Origin of the sequence: Xanthomarina sp. F1114 (genome assembly GCF_026410255.1) — a bacterium.
GTDB lineage: Bacteria > Bacteroidota > Bacteroidia > Flavobacteriales > Flavobacteriaceae > Xanthomarina.
Map to the genome: position 1 here is coordinate 15,788 of NZ_JAPMLL010000006.1, position 23,580 is coordinate 39,367.

Below are 23,580 nucleotides of genomic sequence, written 5' to 3' on the forward strand. Positions count from 1 at the left end.
TACAAACTTAATAGCTATCGACATTTAAAATTACCCGCACAGCCCGAAAATCTTTTACAGCTAAGAAACTATTATTTATTTTAATGATAGTTTCTTTTGTTTTTGCAACAGATTGTTTTGGTGGAATTTTAACAATGATGTGCTTTATAAATTGATTTCTAATTCTTGCCACGGGTGGAAACTCCGGACCAAGAACATCGGTTTTAAAAACTAAACGCAAGGACTTAGCGTACCAATCTGCTGCCATATTTACCTTATTATAATCACGATGTTTCAAGGTTATTTTTATCAACCTATAAATTGGAGGGTATTTAAAATTCCGACGCTCGTCCATTTGCTCCTCAAACATCTCTAAATAAGAGTTTGTAGTAACTTGCTGTAAAATTCTGTGAAACGGATTATAAGTTTGGATTAAAACCTTTCCTCTTTCTTCTGTTCTACCGGCTCTTCCAGAAACCTGAACCATAAGCTGAAAACTCCGTTCATGAGCTCTAAAATCAGGAAAATTAAGCATATTATCTGCATTCATAATCCCAACCAACTTAACATGTCTAAAATCAAGACCTTTGGTTAGCATTTGTGTACCCACTAAAATATCTATTTCCTGTTGTTCCAGGGCTGTAATAACCTTTTCGTACCCGTATTTTCCTCTTGTCGTATCTAAATCCATTCTAGCCACATTACACTTAGGAAACAGTTCTTTAACCTCATCTTCCACTTGCTGGGTACCAAAACCTTTATTATCCAGATCCAAACTTCCACAAGCTTCACAGGCTTTAATCATAACAGCATGATATCCGCAATAATGACAACGTAATTGGTTTTTATATTGATGGTATGTTAAACTAACATCGCAATTAGGACATTGAGGAGAAACCCCACAGGTATTACATTCTACAATTGGCGAAAAGCCTCTTCTATTTTGAAATAAAATAACTTGATGCCCTTCTTTAAGAGTTTCAGTCATTTCTTCGATAAGTCTATCGCTAAAATGACCCGTCATACGTTTGCGTTTCTGCTTATCTTTTATATCTACTAATTCTATATCGGGCATCAAGACATTATTATATCTTGTTGTTAATTCTACCAACGCATATTTATTAATTCTGGTATTATGATAACTTTCTACACTAGGCGTTGCAGAACCCAGTAAGCTTTTACACTTAAATAAATGCGCTAATACAATGGCAGCATCTCTGGCGTGATATCTCGGTGCTGGATCGAATTGTTTATACGAAGACTCGTGTTCTTCGTCTATAATAACCAAGCCTAAATCTTGAAATGGCAATAAAACCGAAGAACGTGCTCCTAAAATAATTTGAGCTTTAGACGATTTATTTAACACCTGATTCCAAACCTCAACCCGTTCTTGAGACGAGTATTTAGAATGAAACACTGCCACTTTCTCTCCAAAATAATCCTGCAGTCTATTAACCAATTGCGTAGTTAATGCAATTTCCGGAAGCAGGTATAACACTTGTTTATTTTGAGCTAATATGTCTTCTATTAATTTGACATATATTTCCGTTTTTCCCGAAGAGGTTACACCATGCAATAAGGTGATATTATGCGTCTCAAATGAATTCTTAATCTCCTGAAAGGCTATTGTTTGAGCTTCGCTTAGTTTTTTTATTGGATTATTTTCTTCACCTGAATATTCAATTCTATCTGTTTGAATAAAATACTCTTCAAGAATATCTTTATCTATTAAGGCTTTAATAATAGCAGAAGAGGCCTTACTCTTTTCTGTTAATTCTGAAACTTTAATCGGTTTTTTTGTTTGTGCCGATAGCGAAAACAAAGTCATTATAACCTCTCGCTGTTTGGGAGCCCTACTCAGCTCTTCTAACAGGTCCTGCAACCCTTGATTTGATGAAAACTGAGACTGGAGTTTTACATAACGCACCAATTTAGGTTTGTATTTCTCAAAAATCTCTTCATCCACACTAATCACATTTTTATCTAACAAGCGCTTGATAACGGGCAGGACATTTTTTTTATCCAGAATACTGATAATATCAAGAATCTTTAACGATGATTGATGCTGGAGGGCTTCAAAAATTAAAAACTCATCATCTTCTAAATCAGATTCTTCAAAAACCCCGTCCTTATTGCTTGTAATGAGAGTTTCGCTTTCTAAAATAAACGCATTAGGTAAGGCTGCCCGCATGACATCACCCAAAGTACACATATAATACTCTGAAATCCATTGCCAATGTTCCAGCTGTTTTTGTGTTATAACAGGTTTATCATCTAGAATCTGATGAATTTCTTTAGCTTCATAAGCATAAGGTTCATTTGTATGAACACTATGAACCAAAGCTGTATATATTTTTGATTTTCCAAACGGCACAGACACACGCATTCCTGGTTTCAAAAAGCCAACTTCAGCCTCGGTAATGCTATAAGTAAAGAGTTTTGGAATAGGAATTGGCAATATAACGTCTATGTAGTGCAATTTAATAAGTGTTAGATTTAGAATATTAAACTAAGTTATTGTTAATCTTTTTAAGTCGGTGTAAGGACGCATTTAATTCGTAGCCTAAAAGCAGAATATTTGAATTTAACCATAGGTAAAACAACAAAATTAAAAGCGCTCCAATAGACCCATAAAGGTCGTTATACTTGGAAAAGTTATTGATATATACTCCAAATAAATAAGAACTCAAGATAATTAGTACTGTTGTAAAAAGGGCACCCACAGAAAAGAACTTTGACTCTTTTCCTTCCCTTGTTCCAAAATAATATAAAACAGCAGTTGCCAAATACACCATAATAACATAGAATACGTATTTAGCCACGGGAATCCAAAATTGAATATTCTCTTTTCCTAAAATACCGTAATTTTCAAGGTTTCCAAGTATATAAATTTGAAAATACCCAAGAACCACAACCGTTAGAATTAGTAAAAAGGCAAGAATTAAAGCCACACCAAAGGCGTACAAATATTGCTTAACTATATTTCTACTTAATTGTTCGTGATAAGAACTTTCGAAGCCTGCAAACACCGCGTTTATACCATTAGCCATTAAAAACATAGACACTAAAAAAACTGAAGATAAGAGGCCTCCACGTTGAGTTCCATCAATATTATCGAAAATGTTTTTAAAGAAGAACTCTGATGTACTAGGTGGTAAAAACGAATTTAAAAAATTCAAGAATTCCACTCTAAACCCCTCTATAGGTATTACCGGAATAACAATTAGTATAAAAAGTAAAAATGGAAATAAGGCCGTAAAAAAATTAAAGGCAATAGCACTAGCTCTAGTTGTTAATGCACCTCTTAAAATACCAATAACATATAGCTCTACCAAATCGTAAAAAGAAAGACCTTCTAAACCTGGTAGTTTTATCTGTTTAAAAAACTTAACAATTATATTTAAGACAGGGATTTTACTTAACTTATCTTCTATGGGCTTGGTCATGTATTAATTCATGGTTTTAGGTTTAGTATTCAAAGCTATCATGGAAAATACTACTCTGAACTATGAGTATGGCATTGATAATTAAACCGCTTTTAGACTTAGATCCATATTATAAACCGAATGGGTTAAGGCTCCCGAAGAAATATAATCTACTCCACATTCTGCGTATTTTCTAATGGTTTTTTCGTTAATACCACCTGAAGACTCTGTTAAACAACTATCCCCAATTATGGCCACAGCTTTTCTAGTGTTTTCGTAGTTAAAATTATCAATTAAAATTCTATACACACCTTTGTTATCCAGGATTTCCTGAATTTCTTCTAAATTCCTTGCCTCTACTATAATTTTTAAATCCCTATTGGTTTCTTTTAAATAGGCTTTCGTTTTGTTTAAAGCTTTAGTAATACCTCCAGAAAAATCTATGTGATTATCCTTCAGCATAATCATGTCGTATAAAGCAAATCTATGGTTCTCTCCGCCACCAATTTTTACTGCCCATTTTTCTAAAGCGCGAATTCCAGGTGTGGTTTTTCTAGTATCTAAAATCTTCGTTCCCGTGCCCTCTACTAAATCTACAAACTGTTTGGTTTTGGTAGCAATGGCACTCATGCGTTGCATGGCATTTAATACTAATCTTTCTGCCTTTAGAATAGCTTGAGACGAACCGGATACATAGAAGACAATATCTCCATATTTTACGTGTGAGCCATCTTCCATAAGCGTTTCGATTTTTAAGTCCTTATCGATATAATGAAACACCCTTTTAGCAAATTCAACACCTGCAATAATGCCTTCATCTTTTACTAAAAGTTTTGCTTTGCCTTCGGCATTGTCAGGAATACAAGCCAACGAACTATGGTCTCCATCTCCTACATCCTCTCTAATAGCATTGGCTACAATTATTTCTATTTCTTTATTGAATTGTTCTTCTGAAATCATCATTTTCTATTTGAGGTAAAAATACTAATACAATTACAAATTAATTGCATTCTAAATTCTAAATTCCAATTAAAATGTAAATTTGTAATTCAATTTATGTTCATTATGAGGTTTTCTTCTCAAGCTCCAAGAGGTTGTTAAGAAATAAACACTAAATCTCGTCTGATCTACGACCTAATACATTATGCAAATTAAACTCCTTGCCATAGGCAAAACAGACAACAAACAACTTCAAGCCTTAATGGACGATTATCAAAAGCGTCTTGGTTTTTATATCAAGTTTGAATTTGAAATAATCCCCGATTTAAAAAAGACCAAGAATTTAAGTGAAGAACAACAAAAACAAAAGGAGGGCGAACTTATTTTAAACAAACTTCAAACACAAGATGTTTTAATTCTATTGGACGAAAATGGCAAACAATTAAGTTCTGTAGGCTTTTCGGAGTACTTACAAAAACATATGAATTCCGGCATTAAGCAATTGGTTTTTGTTATTGGGGGACCTTACGGTTTTTCTAAGGAAGTTTATAATAAAGCCCAAGGGAAACTCTCTTTATCTAAAATGACCTTTTCGCATCAAATGATTCGCTTGTTTATCATTGAGCAACTTTACAGAGGGTTTACTATTTTACGGAATGAGCCTTATCATCATCAATAGTTTGAAAAATGGGATTAGGGATTAGGGATTAGGGATTAGGGATTAGGGATTAGGGATTAGGGATTAGGGAAATAAAAAAAGAAGCCACGAATTCAAAAACATGTTGAATTTGTGGCTTTTTATTATCGTTTTTTTTTAGAAAAGATTAATGTGTAGAAAACGTTTCTTTTCTCTTTTTAAGTTGAATATCCAAATCGTTTATAGTTTCTTTAACCGCCATTTCAAAATTCTTTTCTGTTGAAGTTGCAAAAATTCTTGGCCCAGGTAAACTCAATTCCATATTACAAATTTTACCTTGTTTTTTGGGATCATTATCTTGTTTAAAAAACACATCGCAGGAAATTATCCAATCGTATTTTTTAGCTATTTTTTGTAGATGTTTTTTTGTGAATTCTGATAGAGATTCGCTAGAATCCATATTTACGTATTGAATGATTATGTTCATAATGTTTGTTTTTATAATGAAGTTGTAATTTATTACAATATTACTGAAAATCAAAATCAATTAACATGATAAATGTCAATTTACCCCATATACAATCTACATCTTATGTATTTTAATACACTTGGGTTTTCATCTTAATTTTACACTTTTTGCCTGGTTGCTTTCTCAATTCCCTCGACTGCCAATCGTCTTTTAGTCGCTCTTTCTAAAGTAGCGTTGTATTGTTCAATAGCCTCATCAAATCTATTTTGCTCCATAAGCCATTCGGCATACAACTCGCTAGTTGGCTTAATAATTACTGGAGGTCCGTAACTATAACTTATAGCTTGTTCTTGAATGGTTGATTCTTTTAACAATTCTTCCGTTTTCTGAACATCTTGTTCCATCCAGGCTTTTAATGCTTTAACCTGCATGAGCATTATTTGAGACTGCATCAGGTCCATTTTGGTAGGGGTATCTCTAGAAACTGTAGCGCACATAGAAAAACCACTATCTAAATTTGAAACCCATATAGATTCTTTCTCTATTTTTTGAGACATGGTATCCATAGTCTGTGTTACTTTTTCAAGGTCTCCATCTAAATAAGCACGATACCCCTCAATAAAATAATACTGCGATTGAATAGTTAGATTTAAATTTGAAACATCTACTTCTATATTGGCGATGTCTGAGTTCCATTGATTGGTTTCTACCAGATAAGTGCCTTTTAAAAACACCAAATAGTTTTTAATCCTATTATTAGGTGTTTCTTTTAGGTATTGCGTCATGTCTAAAACCATTTGTCTGGCCTTTTCAAAATCTCCTTTCTGCAAATACCCATATTGCAACCAGTGAAATGCATGAAATCCGCGCGCATTATTGTCTAATCCTTTTCTCTGCATTCTATTTAAACTGGCTTGATAGGAGTCTATATTCGATGCTATTACCTCATCCCACATTCCAAGAGCCACATAAATATGTGAAGGCATGTGCAAGGCATGACTGGCATCTGGTGCTACTTTGGCATAGCTATTTGCTGCATCGAAAGCCAATTCTGCATGATACGGATCGTCATAAGAATGTATTAAATAATGAAGCGCTCCAGGATGTTTTGGATTTTTCTCTAAAACTTGTTGGGCTATTTTGGCACCTTCACCATAAATAGAATCGTCTCTTCCTTCTGGCACAGAACCTAAAAGAGATATGGCATAAAAAGCAGCAATTTCCTGATTGTCCGGATGCGTTTCATGAAGCTGTTTCATGTATTGCATATAGGACTTATCTCTGTCTTTTTTAGATGTTTTTGGAGTATATAAAACATCAATGGCTTGCAAAAATCCATTTTCAATAGTTGAGTATTCCTGATCTTCCTGAAGGCTTTTTGCTTTCTGTACAGCTGAAATCCCAGCTTTATAATCCTGTTGTCCCCAAAGACTGTGGTTGTAAGTCATAGCTTCTCCCCAATAAGCCATAGCCATATCTGGATCGGCTTTTTGAGCCAGTAAGAACTCTTCTCTAGCATCTTCGTATTCAAAACTATGGAGTAATAACAATCCTTTCTCAAAATAATCCTGAGCCAATTGGTTTCCAGTCACCTGAAATTCTACAACTCCTAATTTACTCGTATCTACATCGGTATTTTTATTCTTGTTTTTACATGATAAAACTGAAGCAATTAGTAGAACAACAAAAAGATTTTTTACTTTAAAAAGCATATATATTTAATTTTAATCAATTGATTTAAAGGTACATAAAATTATGATAGCTAAACATCCACTTTCATAAAAGTCCTAATATGCAGCAAAATAAAAAAATATAGTGACTTGTTGGCTAAAAGGAATGCTTTTCAAAAAAAATAAATATGGAATTCAGCATTAATATGAATTAATAAAGTTCTTAGGAAAAATTAACTGTAACTTTGCAGCCAAATAAAATGACATACACATTGTCATTCTTCAAAAACAATATATGTCATTTAACATCTTAGGTCTTTCTGAAGAGATTCTTAAAGCCATTAATAAAAAAGGATATACAGAACCTTCACCTATACAAAGCAAAGCTATTCCTCCAATTTTAAACGGAGAAGATGTCTTAGCTTCGGCACAAACAGGAACTGGAAAAACAGCTGGATTTACCTTACCTGTTTTGCAAATTTTATCTCAGGAGCAGCATTTGCGAAAAAGACCTGTTCGTGCTTTGGTTTTAACTCCAACCAGAGAGTTGGCTGCGCAAGTGTACAGTAATGTCAAAGAATATAGTGAGTTTTTGGATTTACGTTCTGCCGTAATTTTTGGTGGTGTTAATCAGAAACCACAAGTGGCACAATTAAGGCAAGGGGTTGATATTTTAGTTGCCACTCCTGGGAGGTTATTAGATTTATGCAATCAGAATGTGTTATCACTTTCTAAGGTAGATATTTTTGTTTTAGATGAAGCCGACAGAATGTTGGATATGGGTTTTTTACGTGATATTGAGCGAGTTATTAAATTGATGCCAGCAAAAAGACAAAACTTAATGTTTTCTGCTACTTTCTCTAAAGACATAAAAAAACTAGCTCACGGCATTTTAAACAGACCTGTTCAAGTAGATGCTACTCCGGAAAACTCCACTGTAGATGCTATTAATCAGCAAGTATACCGTGTTGCAAGTGGAAAAAAGACAGGTTTAATAATTAAATTAATTTCCGATGGCAATTGGAAGCAGGTTTTGGTATTTACCAGAACCAAGCACGGTGCCAACAAACTTTGCAAGAAGATGGTAAGTGCTGGTATTACGGCAGCTGCTATTCATGGAAATAAAAGTCAAGGAGCAAGAACCAAGGCTTTAGCTGGGTTTAAAAACGGAAGTATTCGTGTTTTAGTAGCCACAGATATTGCAGCTCGTGGACTTGATATTCCGTTATTACCTCATGTTATAAATTATGAGCTTCCAAATGTTTCAGAAGATTATGTACATAGAATAGGAAGAACTGGACGTGCTGGAGCTAGCGGAGTAGCTATTTCTCTAGTCAGCGCAGACGAAACCAGCTATTTAAGAGATATTGAAAAATTGGTAGGGCTTAAAATTCCTAAAGAAGTTATAGAAGGTTTTGAGCCTGATCCAAATGCATCTACTACTCCAAAAAAACAAGGAGGAGGCAGACATCAAAGACCAAGACGTTCCGAATCTAAAAAAGGTAGAACTGGAAGTCAAAAACCTAAGCAAAATAATACTAGAGGCGGTAGAAACAGAAGGTAATTGTAGAAATGACAGAAGCATTAAAAAGTAAAATTATCGAAGTATGCAATAAAAAAATTGCTCAAAAAGGACCACAAGTGGGCTTATCATTTTATGCCTTTTTTGCTAATAAAAATGACCATCCAGAGTTATTGATGGAAGCAGCCACTTGGTGGATTTTAACACATAAACTGGATCATTTTGAAAAAGCCGTTAACATCCAAAAACTTATTAAAGACGCATAGATGGAGTCACAAGCAAATAATCCGTTACATGGTGTTAAGCTCGTACAAATAGTTACAGAGCTTGAAGCGCATTACGGTTGGGAATATATGGGACATATTATAAGCATTCGGTGTTTCCAAGATAATCCGTCGGTAACATCTAGTTTAAAGTTTTTAAGAAGAACCCCTTGGGCAAGAACCAAAGTAGAACATATGTATTTAAACATGTTAAAACAGCAAGCCTCTAAAAAGGAGTCTTAAGTTTTTTATTCACCCTAATTTTATAACCTACAGAAATTTTAGCTTTGGTATTACTATAAACGTAATTCAAGCCGTAATCTAAATTAGTAGTATAAATTCCACTACCATAAACTAAGGTGGCATAAAAGCGTTTATAACTATAGCCTACTCCAGCTTCGAAGTCTATTTTATACAAAAGCGGGTTTGATACATTATAGTGGTCTGTTTCCGAATATCCTTTTTTGTACATAAGTCCAATTCCAGGTATTACATTTAAAGTTGCAAAGAAGTTTGCCGGCAATACAAACACAGATAAAATACCACCAGAGACACCAACTCCAACTCCTTTAAATTGTTCTAAATAGGCATCGCCATTAAAGTTCCCGTTATCCGGAATTAAAGAGCCATCTCCCATAAAACTATTATACACCATAAACCCACCAACCCCAGCAGATATAAAGTGTTTTTTTTCATCATTAGCGAGACCGGCTTTTAAGGTGGCAGAAGAAAAAGAAATCTTATTGAATGTATATAAGTAATTAAGACCAATGGAGAGCGAAGTAATATCGTCTCTAAAAACATCTGGTTCATTAAAATTATTATTCACATTAAACCCCTTATATCTCTGTACATATAAATTTACCAAATTATGATCTCCCACAATAAACGAGCCCTGCATGTCAAATCGTTTTGTATCATTTTCTCTATTTCCTTTTAGGTTAAAAGCAATATCAATAATCAATTTACTAGTTCCTAAACCAAAACCAACTCCAGCTCTATTATTAGGTTTAAACGCGAGTTTATCGCCATCATTTATTAAATTAAAACTTTGTCCTTTATAATTAGTAAAGAGTCTGATAGACCAATTATTCATATCTCTATCAATAAGTAGGGTATCTATAACCTGTTTTGTACTTAAAGAATCTGACTTTTTTAGTATTTGAGCATGAGAAGCGATTGTGAGACACAAAAAACAAATAAATATGAAGGTATGTTTACTCATTTAAATTTAGGGAAATTTTATAATTTGAAAATTTTAATGAAATTAATATTATTTTCCGTTTTTTTGATAAAAAATCACATCTCTTTAAAAAAACACTCTCCATATGACACTCGTTTTTGCCACAAACAATCTAAATAAGTTAAAAGAAGTTCAGGGTTTAATTCCTAAACACATTCAACTATTAAGCCTTCAGGATATTGGATGTACTGAAGACGTTCCAGAAACCCAAAATACTATAGCAGGCAATGCCATACAGAAAGCTGAATATATAAAAACCCATTATGGTTACGATTGTTTTGCAGACGATACGGGATTAGAAGTTGCAGCTTTAGACAACGAGCCTGGCGTATATTCTGCCAGATATGCGGGTGCGCAAAGAGATTCTAATGACAATATGGATTTGTTGCTGAAGAACTTAAAAGATAAGTCTAATAGACAAGCACAATTTAAAACGGTTATTGCGCTTCAGTTAAACGGAGAGCTTAAAACTTTTACAGGTATTTGCAAAGGAGAAATAACTAAAGAAAAACACGGTGAACACGGTTTTGGTTACGATCCTATCTTTAAAGCCAAAGGCTATACGAAAACTTTTGCTGAAATATCTTTAGATGAAAAAAACCAAATAGGTCATCGCGGGAAAGCCGTAAACCTACTAGTTAAATATTTAATTAATTTATAAATTATTCTGTCTGTTTGGAGACTGATATTTTAAGGGTTGAATACAACTAATTCTATTAAAAAAGCCTTTGGTATAAAATCTTAGTTTTAACCATTCCATACCTTTCTTAAATAGATTTAATTTAATATCTTGTCTATATGACAAACTATAAAAACCCTGTTGTTTGGCAGATAGCCGCATTACATCTTGATAATAAGACTTTATTTACAGGCGTTATTTTACATAAAGTGCCTTATAGTTTAAATAAAAAACCAGGGAGTTTTAGAAACTTACTAAAGGTAATTAGTTCGTATTTTGTAAAAAGTTACGACAATAAAGAGATTTCTATTTCAGTAAATGGACAAACTACAAATACAACGACAGACAAAGATGGGAGTTTTAGAGTTTTAATGGATGGCCTGCAATACGGTGAAATAAAAATACATATTTCTAATCATACAGAAGCTCTAAAAATTACACAAGATTATCCCATAATTCACGAAAACACAAATAGTCCGTTTGATATAATCTCGGATATTGACGATACTATTATTGTTTCTCACATAAAAAACTTTTTTAAACGCGTAGTCACAGTAGCGTTCAAAACTCCTAACGAGAGAGAAGTAATAGGTTTCTCGAAGAAAATGTTTGAAGTCCTTAAAAAACGAAAAGCTCGGATTTTTTATGTGTCAAAAAGTGAAAGTAATTTATTTTGGATGTTGATTGAGTTTATAAAATTTAATAAGCTACCAGAAGGCGTGTTGTTTCTTACTCCTCACTTAAATTTATTTCAGTTACTAAATCCGAATAAGGATATTAATTTTAAAATAGACAATATTAGATTAATAATTAAAAATACGGCTGACAAAAAGTATGTATTATTTGGTGATGATGGCCAACTTGATATTCAGATATACTCTGAAATTGCAAGAAGCTTCCCCCATAGAATCCTTAAAATTTACATTAGACAAACTCATCCAAAAATTTCAGCTCATCAGAAACAAATGATGGACGACCTAGTATCCACTGGGGTACCAGTTAAGTATTTCAAGTCTAATGACAGACTTGAAATTTCAGATGAACTAATTCAATTAAAATCATGAAACTATTTTTTATTGTAAATCCTGTTTCAGGTGGCGTTAATAAAGAGCCTTTTCTCAAAGCGGCTAAATCTTTATGTCATACATATCATATTCAATATAAGGTTTTTAAAACTACAGGAAAAAATGATGAGGAAACTGTAAAAAAACAACTTTCGGAATACAAACCGGACAAAGTACTTTCGGTAGGAGGAGACGGAACAACACTATTTAGTGCACTTGCTCTTATGGACTCTAAATACCCCATAGGAATAATTCCTTTGGGTTCTGCCAATGGCATGGCGACAGAACTTTATGTTAATCCGCAACCCATAGAAGCACTAAAGGATGTCATAATGTCGAATATTGAAACTGGATTAGATATTTTAAAGGTAAATGATAAATACCACACTGCACATATTGGAGATGTTGGTGTAAACGCCCAAATAGTAAAAGCTTATGAAAATGATTCAAAACGTGGAATGGCCATCTATGCCAAGTACTTTTTAGATAAACTTACCCAGGTAAAACCTTTTCCAATAACTGTTCGCGCAAATAATAAGGTATATAATGAAATGATATTTATGGTTGGGATTTGTAATTCCAGAAAGTACGGAACAGGTATTCCAATAAATATTAAAGGAAACCCTATGGATGGAAAGTTCGAAATTGTTTTGATTAAAAGTATTAATGCAAACTCACTTATTAAAGCAGGACTCTCTAAATTTGATGAAAGTTTTTTTGACAGTCAGTCGGGCATGGTATTAGAAACAGAGTATGCGGAAATAGAATTTGATAAACCCAGATTATTACAGTTAGATGGCGAGATAATAGGAAAGTTCAAGGAATTAAAGATTGAAATATTAAAAGGAGCTGTAAACCTAATTACAACCAATAAAAATCTAAATTTCACTTCATTACATAAAAACACTTCAAAATAACAATTAGTTATTAGTCTCATACAGATTTTAACTCTATGTAGTCCAAGTAGTACACTAATATGTATATAGTAAGCAGGCTTTTTATGGCATTCTTAAAACGGCAAAGCAATAGCTTCTGGATTAACAAAATCTTTAGAATACGGGTTTTCTAAAAAGCTAAGCATGGGTTTTTGAAATTGAAGAATTTCTTCTTTTTCAATACCATAAACCGACCAATAATTAGATAGTAATTGTGCAAATACATCTTCATCCCAAAACCCAAAAACAGGTTGTTTTCCAGCTGTGTCAATTTCTATTGCAATTCCGTCGTCCTGAGATTCAATTTTATATTCTGGTTTATACTGTAATATATAATCTGTATAATGAAATCTGGCATACAACTCTTCAAACTGTACAGGATGTAAGACATGTCCTTTCATTTTATCCAATATTTCTTGTTGCTTCTCCCCTATTACGCCATTATCCTGTAAACAAGCTATAAATCCAAAACCGTTGACCCCAAATTGGAACATTAGATTAATAGCATCATCCCGGTAACTAAAAATATCTGCTGAATATTTAAGAGGAAAAACCGCAATACTCCACGGTTTTTTTCCAACAAAAGAAATTGGTTCTACAATAGATTGTAGCATTAGATGAAAATGTCCAAAACGCTCCCTAAGCGCCGTAGAAAGTGCAAACTCTTCCCCTAGTTTTAACAGTCGGTCTCTTTCGTAAATCATTTCGTAATAAAGCAAACCATAAACCATTCTTCCCGTCCACTGAAAAAGCAGTACTTCGTCTAAAGCATTCATCCCTTCAAAGCCATTTTTATATGCCTTTTGAATTTTTAAATCTAAATCATCGAAAGCTTGTTTAACTTCGGGAGAACAAGGTAATTTCAAATCGGCATAAGTATAAGATTTGGATTTATCCATCATTTCAATTCTTTCATCTCCAAATTTAAAATGATTCAAGAGCCATTCCGGAAAAACGGTCATACTTTCATTGGTTAAAACTCCTGTAAGGAAACAAAAATGCTCGTCGAAGATCAAATCTTTAAAAGGATTAAAAAGTAATTGGGACATAAGAATTTAGGATAATTAAGTTTTAAAATTTTTACAAAGATAGCCATTATCTCTTGTTTAGATAGTCCGTTATTCATAGAAATTAACACAAAAATCAACTAAAAAAACAACCATTTATTACCAAGCATTATTTTTAATTGAGTGTTTATATCTGCGAATTTTAAATACTATTAAACTATATTTGAGCTTATATAATTGATAGACTTCCAATAATTAAAATGAGATTTACTCCTTTTCCTAAATTAGAATCACACCGAATTTTTCTAAGACGAATTAGGGAGTTAGATTTAAATGAAATCTTATTCTTAAGATCTGATAAAACAGTTAATACATATATAGAAAGGTCTGAAGACAGAAAAACTAAAAACTTAGCTGATGCTTTAAAATTTATTAAAGAATTAGATGATTGTATAGAAACAGAAACGTCTATAGCTTGGGGAATTAGTTTAAAAAACAACCCGAAACTTATTGGTTCAATTTGTTTATGGAATTTTTCTAAGAACCATAAAGTTGCTGAGGTTGGCTATGATTTAAACCCTGAATTTCACAACAAAGGACTTATGAGTGAAGCCTTAAAAGCTGTTGTTGCTTTTGGCTTTTACAAATTACATCTAGACAAAATTGAGGCTTTTACTCATACCGATAATAAGCGCTCTAAAAACCTATTAGAAAAAAACGGATTTATTCTAAATAAAAACAGAAGAGACGCAGACAACCCTTTTAATATTATATATGAACTTGAAAACCCAAAAGCTAACAAATTATAGCTGTCATAAATTCCAAATAAGCACAAATGAAATTAAGAGATAAAAAACCAGCTTTAATACTTATAGATATTCAAAAGGATTTTTAGAAGAGACCTATTGGGGTGGTAATAGAAACAATAAAAATGCTGAAATAATTTGTGGCAAGATTTTAAAAACATGGAGAGAATTAGGTTTGCCTTTATTTCATATTAGACATAGTTCAACAAACTTAAAATCTAAATTGCATGTCAGTAATAAGGGATTTGAGTTTAACGAAAATGTCTCACCTATTGAGAACGAACCCATCATTACAAAAAACGTGAACAGTGCATTTATTGGTACTGATTTAAAAGAGCAATTAGATGCATTACATATTGACACATTGGTTATTATAGGACTTACAACAAATCATTGTGTATCGACAACTACTAGAATGGCTGGAAACTTAGGTTACGATACGTATTTAATTTCTGATGCCACGGCTACATTTAACCGAATTGGAATTCATGGAGAAACATATGACTCTGAAATAATACATTTAACAACGCTTGCTAGTTTAAACGAAGAATTTGCAACTATTTGGACTTCTGAAAAATTAATGAGTAACATATAAATAGTCTACTGCTTCAGAACTATATTATATAGGTTAACCAAAGTATATAGCTTGACTGTAATGTTCTATAAAGCATAAGAGTTAACCATGCCTAGTATTATTTACCCGCATTCAGTTCTCTCATAATCTCAGCAAACAACTCAAAAGATCGAATCTTCGCTTTAGCATCGTAAATATTGGTTACCACAATAAGCTCGTCTGCATTTGTATTGTCCAGGAAAGTTTTAATCTGTGCTTTAACTGTCGCTTTACTTCCTATAAAAGAATATTTCAACATTTGGTGTATTTGTGGATGTTGCATAACCTCTCTCAGCTCTTGATTCATAGCAATTGGTGGTTGTAGATATTCTCTTTTCCCCGTAAACAAACCTAGAAACATACGTATTAAGGAGGTTGCATAACTTTCTGCTTCCTCGTCTGTTTCCGCGATAATAATATTAACTCCAGCCATAAGGTAAGGAGATTCTAAAGCCTCTGAGGGTTGGAATTTTTGTCTATAAATCTGTGAAGCTACCTCTAAATGCTTAGTCGCAAAATGACTAGCAAAGGCATAAGGCAGTCCCTTTTTAGCCGCTAAATGCGCACTATCTGTACTAGAACCTAAAATATAAACAGGAACCTCCACCCCTTCTGCTACTGTGGCACGAATTTTTGCATGAGCGTTTTCCACAGAAAAATACTTTTGTATATCTTCTAAATTAGTGGGAAACGCATGTGCTGCCTGCATAAAATCAGGTCTAATGGCTAAGGCTGTTCCTCTATCGGTTCCGGGAGCTCTTCCCAGTCCCAAGTCAATACGATTGGGATATAGCGAACCTAAGGTTCCAAACTGTTCGGCAACAATTAATGGTGAATGGTTAGGTAACATAATCCCTCCAGAACCTACCCGAAGAGTTTTAGTACCTTCCGCTATATAACCAATAAGAACCACAGTTGCACTACTCCCAATATTGATAGCGTTATGGTGTTCTGCTAACCAAAAACGCGTATAACCAAAGTCTTCAGCCTGTTGCGCCAAATCGAGCGAATTATTAAATGTTTGTTTCAAACTGTGTCCTTCAGAAACTACGGCGAGATCTAGAATGGAATATGCTGTATGTGGGGATTTCATATGATATAAAATGATAATGTGTTAAAAATTAGATACTAATTTAGTCTTAACAGCACAAAAATACGGTATTAATTGAAGTCTTGCTGTTAGGGCTTTGTTAATCTAGATACACAAAATAAAACCCTTTAGTTTAATTAAGAACTAACATTTTCGTAACATTATAAACTATTTCAAGACCTATAAGGAAACCATCAATCATGAAAATAATCTTTAGTCTAAGCATTTTATTAATTTCAGGACAACTTGCTTTTGCACAACAGCGAGCTAAAAAAGTGGATTCTATTATTCAAACCATCCATAATAAATACCCACATGTTGCAGTTAGCATCGGGTTTATAGATAACGGAAAAGAGCATTTCTTCAATTATGGGAGTATCAGTCAGAACAATAAAGTGGAAGTCAATAAAAACACCATTTTTGAAATTGGATCCATTACAAAATTACTAACGGCCAATTTAATGGCACAAGCCCAGGATGAAGGAAAATTGAATATTAATGATTTTATAGATGATTATATACCGAGCGAATATATTTTATCGGAAGAGATTAAGAACAAAATTAAAATTTCTGATTTAGCTTCCCATCAATCTGGTTTACCCGATTTTGATATTACAAAACTTATCGAATTAAACCCGAAACAGCCATTAGATATAAATAAAGAAACAATTCATTCCCTTATTAACGACAGCACAAAATTGTTAGATTATGGCAATTATAGATACTCCAATATAAATTTTGTTTTAATGGGAATGATTTTAGAACATGTTTATGCTCAAGACTTTGATAGGTTGATAAAAGAAAAAATATTAATTCCTGCTCAAATGACACAAACTTTAACCACCAACTTTAATGTGAAAAACAAAGTGGTAGGCTACGATATGAATGGCGTTGAACAAGCGTATTTTTTTTGGAATCCTTTAATTGCACCGGCAGGCTTATTAAAGTCCAATGCCTCTGATATGGCTAAATTTCTAAAAGCTCTATTATTGATTGATGGCAAAATATTTAAAGCAACAGCAATTACAGAAGAGACTTTCTTTAAAAATACACGAAGAGAAATAGGTTTCGGACAACAAATAGAACGAAATGGAGATAACACCTTCTTTTATAAAACGGGTGACACCTTTTCCTGTTCTTCAATTCTGGCTTACAGTAAGAAGTCTGATTGGGGAATTATAATTCTAATTAACGAACATAATGCCGATTTAATAAGAGAACTTTTTAACGCCATTTACGAACACGCTTTGGAAGAAAAATAGTTTGTTACATCATTTAAAATTATGACTTATTTATAGCTCATTTTAAGCTTAATAAATAAAAACATGGTTTCAATTGTAACTATAGTATCTAAAAAGCAAATTTTAGATTTCCATTTCCTAATTTAAAGACTAATAAGCTATATTTGGATTGATATCCTATATAGTCTCAAAATTAAAAAACTTCAAAATTTGATTAAATATATAACTTTTACATTATTAGTCTTAATTTCAATGAATGCATTTGCCCAATTTGAAAATGAAGCTGCACACTATATTGAACTAAGATCGGTTGAAATTGATGATAACCTGAGAAGCAGAACCATGACAAAAAAAGTTGAATTTGATAGTATTAAAGTCAGATCCATCTGCTACCCAAATAAAATAAGGAATAAAATAAAATTCAAAGAAAGTGGAAATAAAATTATTGCAGATTTCTATCTTGAAGCTCATGAAATAATTTTAATACGGACTTTTGACAAAAGTAAAAAATTCAATAGCACTAAGGAAGCAGCGTTTTACTTCGAAGAAGGTAAATTAATTAATCAAATATTTTTGATAACCAATCCAGCTGCTTTTCAAGGAGATATAATTCAACAACCCCTTGACAAGACATTAGGGTTTAACGAAAATTTAACTTCGGAGTATTTGATACAATTATCAAAAAATATTTATGATAAAATAATTGAATAAAAACTCGAAGGTTTTAAACATACATATACACTTATAATATCTCCCTAATTATAGAAAACATCAGAGTTACTCGAATCCCTTAGCAACTGAATGAAATTTATAGAAAACAAATTCCGAAAAAACAGAAAATAAAACCAACAAGAAATAACAACTCCCTAACAATCACCTTACCATTAGAAATAACCTAGCAAAACCTCTGATAAAAATTTCTTCTATTCAAAGTAAATGGTATTAAATAAAATTGTACATTTGCACCTTGAAAAAAATCTAGCTAAGCCAAGCAGCTTATGTAGATAAACTCCTCAGAGTGAGGATGTGTTACTGGAAGTTAAGGGTTAAGTATGTCGATTCGCTTTCTTTGTAACACGACATAATTTAATCGAATACTTATATAAACAGAATGAACACATTCCAAGAATTGGGTCTTAATAGCGACCTATTACAAGCTATTACCGACATGGGTTTTGAAACCCCAAGTGATGTCCAAGCCAAAGCCATTCCAATTTTATTAAACGAAGAAGAATCAGATTTAGTAGCGTTAGCGCAAACTGGTACTGGAAAAACTGCAGCATTTGGTTTTCCAATGCTTCAAAAAATAAATATAGACAGTAGAACTACGCAAGGTTTAATTTTATCCCCTACTCGTGAACTTTGTTTGCAAATTACTAACGAGATGAAACAATATGGTAAATATTGTAAAGGTCTTAATGTAGTTGCCATCTATGGTGGTTCCAGTATTACGGATCAGGCCAGAGAGGTAAAAAGAGGGGCACAAATAATTGTTGCCACTCCGGGGAGAATGAAAGACATGATTAAGCGAAAAATGGTAGATATTTCTAAAATAGAATATGCTGTTTTAGATGAAGCCGATGAGATGTTAAACATGGGCTTTAAAGAAGATATTACCGACATTTTATCTCATACTCCCGAAGATAAAAGCACCTGGTTATTTTCTGCAACAATGCCAAAGGAAGTAGCTAGTATTGCTAAAAAATTCATGAAATCTCCTATTGAAATTACCGTAGGAAAGAAAAATGAAAGCACCAATAACGTTTCTCATGAATACTATTTAGTAAACGCCAGAGACCGTTATCAAGGTTTAAAACGTTTGGCAGATGCCAATCCAGATATTTTCTCTGTTATTTTCTGTAGAACCAAAAGAGACACGCAAAAAGTAGCCGAAAACTTAATTGAAGACGGTTATAGCGCAGGAGCTCTACATGGCGATTTAAGTCAGAACCAGAGAGATTTAGTAATGAAATCTTTTAGAAATAAGCAAATACAAATGCTGGTAGCAACAGATGTTGCGGCTCGTGGTATTGATGTGGACGATATTACTCACGTTATAAATTACCAATTGCCAGACGAACCTGAAGTTTATACACACAGATCTGGAAGAACTGGACGTGCTGGTAAAACAGGAATTTCTATGGTTATTGTTTCTAAAAGTGAAGTGCGTAAAATTAAAAGCATTGAACGTATAATCAATCAGAAATTTGAACATAAACAAATTCCTGATGGTATGGAAATTTGCGAAGTACAATTAATGTCTTTAGCTAATAAAATCCATAATACAGAAATAAACCCAGAAATAAACAAGCATTTAGATAGCATTAACGAGTTGCTAGACGATACTTCTAAAGACGAATTAATTAAAAAATTCTTCTCTGTTGAGTTTAGTAGATTCTTTAATTATTACCAAAAGTCTAAAAACTTAAATGTTTCTGACACCTCTCGCGGTGATGATCGTGATGGAGGAAGAGGTTATGGAAGTAACTCTAACGCCTCTAGATACTTTATCAACGTAGGTAGAAAAGATGGTTACGATTGGATGAAATTAAAAGATTTCTTAAAAGAAGTTTTAGATTTAGGCAGAGACGATGTATTTAAAGTAGACGTTAAAGATAGTTTTTCATTCTTTAATACTGAAAAAGAACAACAGGAAAAAGTACTGGCATTCTTTACAGATTATAAGCATGACGGACGTTTTGTAAATGTTGAAATCAGCGAAGATAAAGGACAAGGAACCAGCAGAAATAAAAGACGTCGCGATGGCGGTGGTGGAAAAAGACGTAGCTTTGATAAACCTAGAAGCGACAGACGTTCTAGATCTAGCGACGGTGGAGGTAATAGAAGTGATAGACGCTCTAGTTCCAGAAACGATCGCGACAACAAAAGCTTTTCAAGTAATCAATCTCGTTCCAGAAGATCTAATACAGAAACAAGATCGGAAAGGCCAAGACGTTCCAGACGTTAAACTTTTGTGTTAATTTTTAGTCAAAATATAAGATACTTTTACATATTCAGGTTTTGTTTAGTACTTTTATCAACAATATGACATTGATGAAAAAAATATTTTTTCTTTTTACACTCCTAATTAGCACCTCCTTTATGTTTGGTCAGACAGACACAACTGTAAAAGGTACTGTTATTAATGCTTCTAGTGGTTCTCCATTAGAAAGTGTAAATATTGTCAACCTAAACGAAGTAAAAGGAACTACGACTAATTCGAAAGGAGAGTTTGAAATTAAAGCGAAAGCTACAGACACCTTACATTTTTCGTATTTAGGTTTTAAATCTATTCGTGTACGTGTAACAAACGACTGGATAAAATATGGTAATTCTACTATTGAATTAACAGAATTAGCTTTTGCGTTAGAGGAAGTTGTTGTTACCGAGTTTAAGCTTACAGGGTTTCTAGAAGTAGATATTCAACAAGTAGTGCCAATTAACACGAATTATCGTTATAATATTTCTGGACTACAAACAGGTTATGAAGCTGGAGGACGATCTTCTAATGCTGTAACCCGAGTCTTAGGAGCTGTTTTTAATCCGGCCGATTTTTTACATAGCATGTTTGGAAAGCAACCCAACGAAATGCGGAAGTTGAAAAAAATGAAGCAGGACGATGAGATTAGAACGCTTCTTGCCAATAGGTTTGACAGAGAAATGTTAGTAGCACTCTTGCAAGTTAATAGGGTGGATTTAGATGAAATAATCAGGCAGTGTAATTACTCTAAGAGTTTTATTGAAACAGCAAACGACCTTCAAATTCTAGATGCTATAAGCGAATGTTACGAAGAATATAGAATACTAAGCCGAAATAGGAAATACGGCAAATTATAAAATAATAAAAAACCGAAAGAAATTCTTTCGGTTTTTTTTATGGCTTTACAAAACACCTCTTGTTCTCTTGAAGTTTTAGAATAAAACCCTTTCCATTTCTCTATTATACTCGATAGGGATAAATATCTTTATTAAAAGCGTATTACCAAATAGGCTTAAGATTCTTCATAAAACCGTGCAACAATCTTGTCGTAGCTTTTAATAGTTTTCTTTATCCAATCTAAACGTTTTTCGTTTTGCTCTTCTTCAGAGAGTTTCCAATCGATATCTGTTTGTTTTAATTTTGTGGTTACATGTTGTAAAACAATAGCTGCCGACACAGAAATGTTTAGACTCTCTGTAAATCCAGACATAGGTATTTTTAAAAAGCAATCTGCCTCATCCAATACTTCCTGAGATAAACCCTCCGTTTCTCTTCCGAAGAAAAAACAGGATTTTTTAGTCACATCAAACTCATGCAGCAAACAATCGTCTGTATGAGGTGTCGTAGCCACAATTTGATATCCGTTCTCTTTTAAACCCTTAATGCAATCCTTTACCGAATGGAACCTGTTTAAATCTACCCATTTTTGAGCTCCCATAGCTATTTCTCTATCAATACTTTTAGAGTTAACTTCTTCTACAATATTTACTTCCTGGATACCAAACACATCGCAACTTCTAATTACGGCACTTGTATTATGAAGCTGATACACATCTTCTGTAGCTACCGTAAAATGTTTGGTTCTTTGGTTTAATACTGTATTGAAGCGCTCTCTTCTGTTTTCGGTTAAATAGGTTTCTAAGTAAGCCAAAAGTTCTAAATCTACCATCTTTTATAAATAAAAAAACCTGATTATTGCATCAGGTTTTTAATCCAAATTATTATACAATTAATTATTTACTCCAATATTACCCTGGGCAATAATAGTTGCTAATTGCGCATTGCTTAAATGCACGTTTATATGTCCGTTAACACCTAATACATCTTCATAAACAAACCCAACACCATCATCTAAAGTCGCTACATTGGTTTTGCTAATTCCGGTGTTTCCATTTACAGGATTAAAAGTAAACATAATACTTCCTGGAGTTTCAATATCGTTAGAATAAATATACGCAGGATGCATTTCATTTTCCACTGTGTTTTCTAATAGAATTACAGCCAGAGCTTCGCCATTATTTCGTGCATAGAAAGTAACTGTTCCATTAATTTCTGGCACATCAACTTCGTTTAAAACATAAGATTCAGCGACTCCCGTTAGTTCGTTCTGGCCAATATCGCCTTGAGCAATAATGGTTCCTATATTAGTTTGGCTTTCATGCACATTCACATAACCATCAAAATCAATAATATCTATAAATAAAAATGCTGTTCCATCGTCTAAAGTTGCCACATTTGTTTCACTGATACCAAGATCGCCATCTATAGAATTAAATGTAAAAGCGATAGCCCCGCTTTCTACTGCCGTATTATTATGAATATGTGCTGGATGAATTTCACCACTTACCGCATTTGTTAATTGAATAACTGCACGAGCTTCTCCGTTTTTACGTTCAGAAAAAATAATAGTTCCAGAGGTTTCTGGTAAATCTTTTTCATTTAAAACATAGGTTTTTGTCACTCCGGTAAGCGCGTTTTCTCCAATATCTCCTCGTGCAAGGCTTTGGTTAGGTTGCGTTGCACTTAGCTGAACATTGACATACCCATCGAAGCTTAAAAGTTCTTCGTAGCTAATTGCAGTACCATCGTCTAAGGTCGAAAAAGTGATGGTACTAAACCCGATATCGCCATCTACGGTTCCCAGGGTAATAGCTGTAGTTCCACCTTCGGCAGCCGTATTATAATTTATACTAGCCGGATGAGAATCTCCCGTTGGAATACCTGTAAGATATAGTTCCACTGTAATTGAATTATCGTCGTTTTTTATAATTTTTGCTGTTCCATTCACATTATTATCATAGATAGAACCTATTTCATAAGTCTTAGAGATTAAAGTAGTTGGAATGGGAGTAATATTATCATCTCCATTACAGGCCACTAACATGACTAAGGTAAATACAAGAAACAGCGACTTAATTGTCATTTTCATAATTAAAATTTAAAGAAGTGTAATATTACACATAATTTATAAATTTTTGAAATGACTAAGAAGCCTTTTATATTTTATTTTGAGCGTAG

General features: G+C 33.2%; 22 protein-coding genes and 1 pseudogene. 13 read left to right on the forward strand and 10 right to left on the reverse strand.

Going from position 1 to position 23,580, the window contains the following annotated elements; translation table 11 throughout:
- Positions 1 to 7 precede the first annotated feature (7 nt).
- The 3 genes from priA to nadC form a co-directional block, all read right to left on the reverse strand.
- Positions 8 to 2,458, reverse strand: a complete 2,451-nt coding sequence (gene priA / locus OS188_RS05930) for a replication restart helicase PriA (protein ID WP_267147911.1) — start codon at positions 2,456 to 2,458, stop codon at positions 8 to 10.
- 25 nt (positions 2,459 to 2,483) lie between these two features.
- The gene (locus tag OS188_RS05935; RefSeq protein ID WP_267147912.1) at positions 2,484 to 3,425 is read right to left on the reverse strand and encodes a YihY/virulence factor BrkB family protein; all 942 of its coding nucleotides are present in this window, start codon (positions 3,423 to 3,425) and stop codon (positions 2,484 to 2,486) included.
- An 81-nt stretch (positions 3,426 to 3,506) separates the two neighbouring features.
- Positions 3,507 to 4,364, reverse strand: a complete 858-nt coding sequence (nadC, locus tag OS188_RS05940; protein WP_267148081.1) for a carboxylating nicotinate-nucleotide diphosphorylase — start codon at positions 4,362 to 4,364, stop codon at positions 3,507 to 3,509.
- A 184-nt stretch (positions 4,365 to 4,548) separates the two neighbouring features.
- Here nadC and rlmH point away from each other — a divergent pair, with 184 nt between their 5' ends.
- A complete protein-coding gene (gene rlmH / locus OS188_RS05945; RefSeq protein ID WP_267147913.1) occupies positions 4,549 to 5,022 on the forward strand; it encodes a 23S rRNA (pseudouridine(1915)-N(3))-methyltransferase RlmH in 474 nt (157 codons plus the stop codon).
- 145 nt (positions 5,023 to 5,167) lie between these two features.
- Here the strand turns inward: rlmH and OS188_RS05950 are convergent, their stop codons facing one another.
- Both OS188_RS05950 and OS188_RS05955 read right to left on the reverse strand, forming a co-directional pair.
- On the reverse strand, positions 5,168 to 5,467 hold the full coding sequence (locus OS188_RS05950) for an HPF/RaiA family ribosome-associated protein (protein WP_267147914.1): 300 nt from the start codon (positions 5,465 to 5,467) through the stop codon (positions 5,168 to 5,170).
- 140 nt (positions 5,468 to 5,607) lie between these two features.
- Positions 5,608 to 7,161, reverse strand: a complete 1,554-nt coding sequence (locus OS188_RS05955) for a tetratricopeptide repeat protein (protein ID WP_267147915.1) — start codon at positions 7,159 to 7,161, stop codon at positions 5,608 to 5,610.
- Between the two features lie 253 nt (positions 7,162 to 7,414).
- Between OS188_RS05955 and OS188_RS05960 the strand changes: the two genes are divergently transcribed.
- The 3 genes from OS188_RS05960 to OS188_RS05970 are packed head-to-tail and all read left to right on the forward strand — an operon-like array spanning position 7,415 to position 9,147.
- A complete protein-coding gene (locus OS188_RS05960; RefSeq protein ID WP_267147916.1) occupies positions 7,415 to 8,683 on the forward strand; it encodes a DEAD/DEAH box helicase in 1,269 nt (422 codons plus the stop codon).
- 8 nt (positions 8,684 to 8,691) lie between these two features.
- Positions 8,692 to 8,907: a DUF6500 family protein gene (locus OS188_RS05965; RefSeq protein WP_267147917.1), complete on the forward strand. Its 216-nt coding sequence runs from the start codon at positions 8,692 to 8,694 to the stop codon at positions 8,905 to 8,907.
- Entirely contained in the window at positions 8,908 to 9,147 is a 240-nt protein-coding gene (locus tag OS188_RS05970) for a VF530 family protein (protein WP_267147918.1), read from the forward strand.
- Here OS188_RS05970 and OS188_RS05975 read toward each other — a convergent pair.
- Complete coding sequence (locus tag OS188_RS05975; RefSeq protein ID WP_267147919.1) at positions 9,131 to 10,129, reverse strand: DUF4421 family protein; 999 nt, start codon at positions 10,127 to 10,129, stop codon at positions 9,131 to 9,133. The genes OS188_RS05970 and OS188_RS05975 overlap by 17 nt on opposite strands.
- A gap of 103 nt (positions 10,130 to 10,232) precedes the next feature.
- On the opposite strand from OS188_RS05975, the gene OS188_RS05980 reads away from it, so the two are divergent.
- The 3 genes from OS188_RS05980 to OS188_RS05990 all read left to right on the forward strand — a co-directional run bounded on the left by OS188_RS05980 (position 10,233) and on the right by OS188_RS05990 (position 12,807).
- Entirely contained in the window at positions 10,233 to 10,808 is a 576-nt protein-coding gene (locus OS188_RS05980) for a non-canonical purine NTP diphosphatase (RefSeq protein WP_267147920.1), read from the forward strand.
- Between the two features lie 137 nt (positions 10,809 to 10,945).
- Positions 10,946 to 11,890 (forward strand): phosphatase domain-containing protein, encoded by a 945-nt coding sequence (locus tag OS188_RS05985; RefSeq protein ID WP_267147921.1) that lies wholly within the window; start codon positions 10,946 to 10,948, stop codon positions 11,888 to 11,890.
- Positions 11,887 to 12,807: a diacylglycerol/lipid kinase family protein gene (locus OS188_RS05990; protein WP_267147922.1), complete on the forward strand. Its 921-nt coding sequence runs from the start codon at positions 11,887 to 11,889 to the stop codon at positions 12,805 to 12,807. Before OS188_RS05985 ends, OS188_RS05990 begins: the two co-directional genes overlap by 4 nt.
- A gap of 92 nt (positions 12,808 to 12,899) precedes the next feature.
- On the opposite strand, the gene OS188_RS05995 is transcribed toward OS188_RS05990, so the two are convergent.
- Positions 12,900 to 13,874: a hypothetical protein gene (locus tag OS188_RS05995; RefSeq protein ID WP_267147923.1), complete on the reverse strand. Its 975-nt coding sequence runs from the start codon at positions 13,872 to 13,874 to the stop codon at positions 12,900 to 12,902.
- A 218-nt stretch (positions 13,875 to 14,092) separates the two neighbouring features.
- Here OS188_RS05995 and OS188_RS06000 point away from each other — a divergent pair, with 218 nt between their 5' ends.
- On the forward strand, positions 14,093 to 14,641 hold the full coding sequence (locus tag OS188_RS06000; protein ID WP_267147924.1) for a GNAT family N-acetyltransferase: 549 nt from the start codon (positions 14,093 to 14,095) through the stop codon (positions 14,639 to 14,641).
- A 26-nt stretch (positions 14,642 to 14,667) separates the two neighbouring features.
- Positions 14,668 to 15,233: pseudogene (locus OS188_RS06005) on the forward strand (cysteine hydrolase family protein).
- Between the two features lie 97 nt (positions 15,234 to 15,330).
- On the opposite strand, the gene OS188_RS06010 reads toward OS188_RS06005, so the two are convergent.
- On the reverse strand, positions 15,331 to 16,344 hold the full coding sequence (locus tag OS188_RS06010; protein ID WP_267147925.1) for an LLM class flavin-dependent oxidoreductase: 1,014 nt from the start codon (positions 16,342 to 16,344) through the stop codon (positions 15,331 to 15,333).
- A 197-nt stretch (positions 16,345 to 16,541) separates the two neighbouring features.
- On the opposite strand from OS188_RS06010, the gene OS188_RS06015 reads away from it, so the two are divergent.
- From OS188_RS06015 to OS188_RS06030, 4 genes are all read left to right on the forward strand, one after another.
- Positions 16,542 to 17,603, forward strand: a complete 1,062-nt coding sequence (locus tag OS188_RS06015; protein ID WP_267147926.1) for a serine hydrolase domain-containing protein — start codon at positions 16,542 to 16,544, stop codon at positions 17,601 to 17,603.
- A 231-nt stretch (positions 17,604 to 17,834) separates the two neighbouring features.
- Positions 17,835 to 18,293, forward strand: coding sequence for a hypothetical protein (locus OS188_RS06020; protein WP_267147927.1), 459 nt, complete (start codon positions 17,835 to 17,837; stop codon positions 18,291 to 18,293).
- Positions 18,294 to 18,693: 400 nt separating this feature from the next.
- A complete protein-coding gene (locus OS188_RS06025) occupies positions 18,694 to 20,550 on the forward strand; it encodes a DEAD/DEAH box helicase (protein WP_267147928.1) in 1,857 nt (618 codons plus the stop codon).
- 86 nt (positions 20,551 to 20,636) lie between these two features.
- Entirely contained in the window at positions 20,637 to 21,419 is a 783-nt protein-coding gene (locus OS188_RS06030) for a carboxypeptidase-like regulatory domain-containing protein (protein WP_267147929.1), read from the forward strand.
- A gap of 155 nt (positions 21,420 to 21,574) precedes the next feature.
- Here OS188_RS06030 and OS188_RS06035 read toward each other — a convergent pair whose 3' ends face one another.
- Positions 21,575 to 22,231, reverse strand: a complete 657-nt coding sequence (locus tag OS188_RS06035; RefSeq protein WP_267147930.1) for a TrmH family RNA methyltransferase — start codon at positions 22,229 to 22,231, stop codon at positions 21,575 to 21,577.
- A gap of 60 nt (positions 22,232 to 22,291) precedes the next feature.
- Positions 22,292 to 23,491 carry a CHRD domain-containing protein gene (locus OS188_RS06040; RefSeq protein WP_267147931.1) on the reverse strand — a complete coding sequence of 400 codons (1,200 nt, stop codon included), beginning with the start codon at positions 23,489 to 23,491 and terminating at the stop codon, positions 22,292 to 22,294.
- Positions 23,492 to 23,580: the final 89 nt, after the last annotated feature.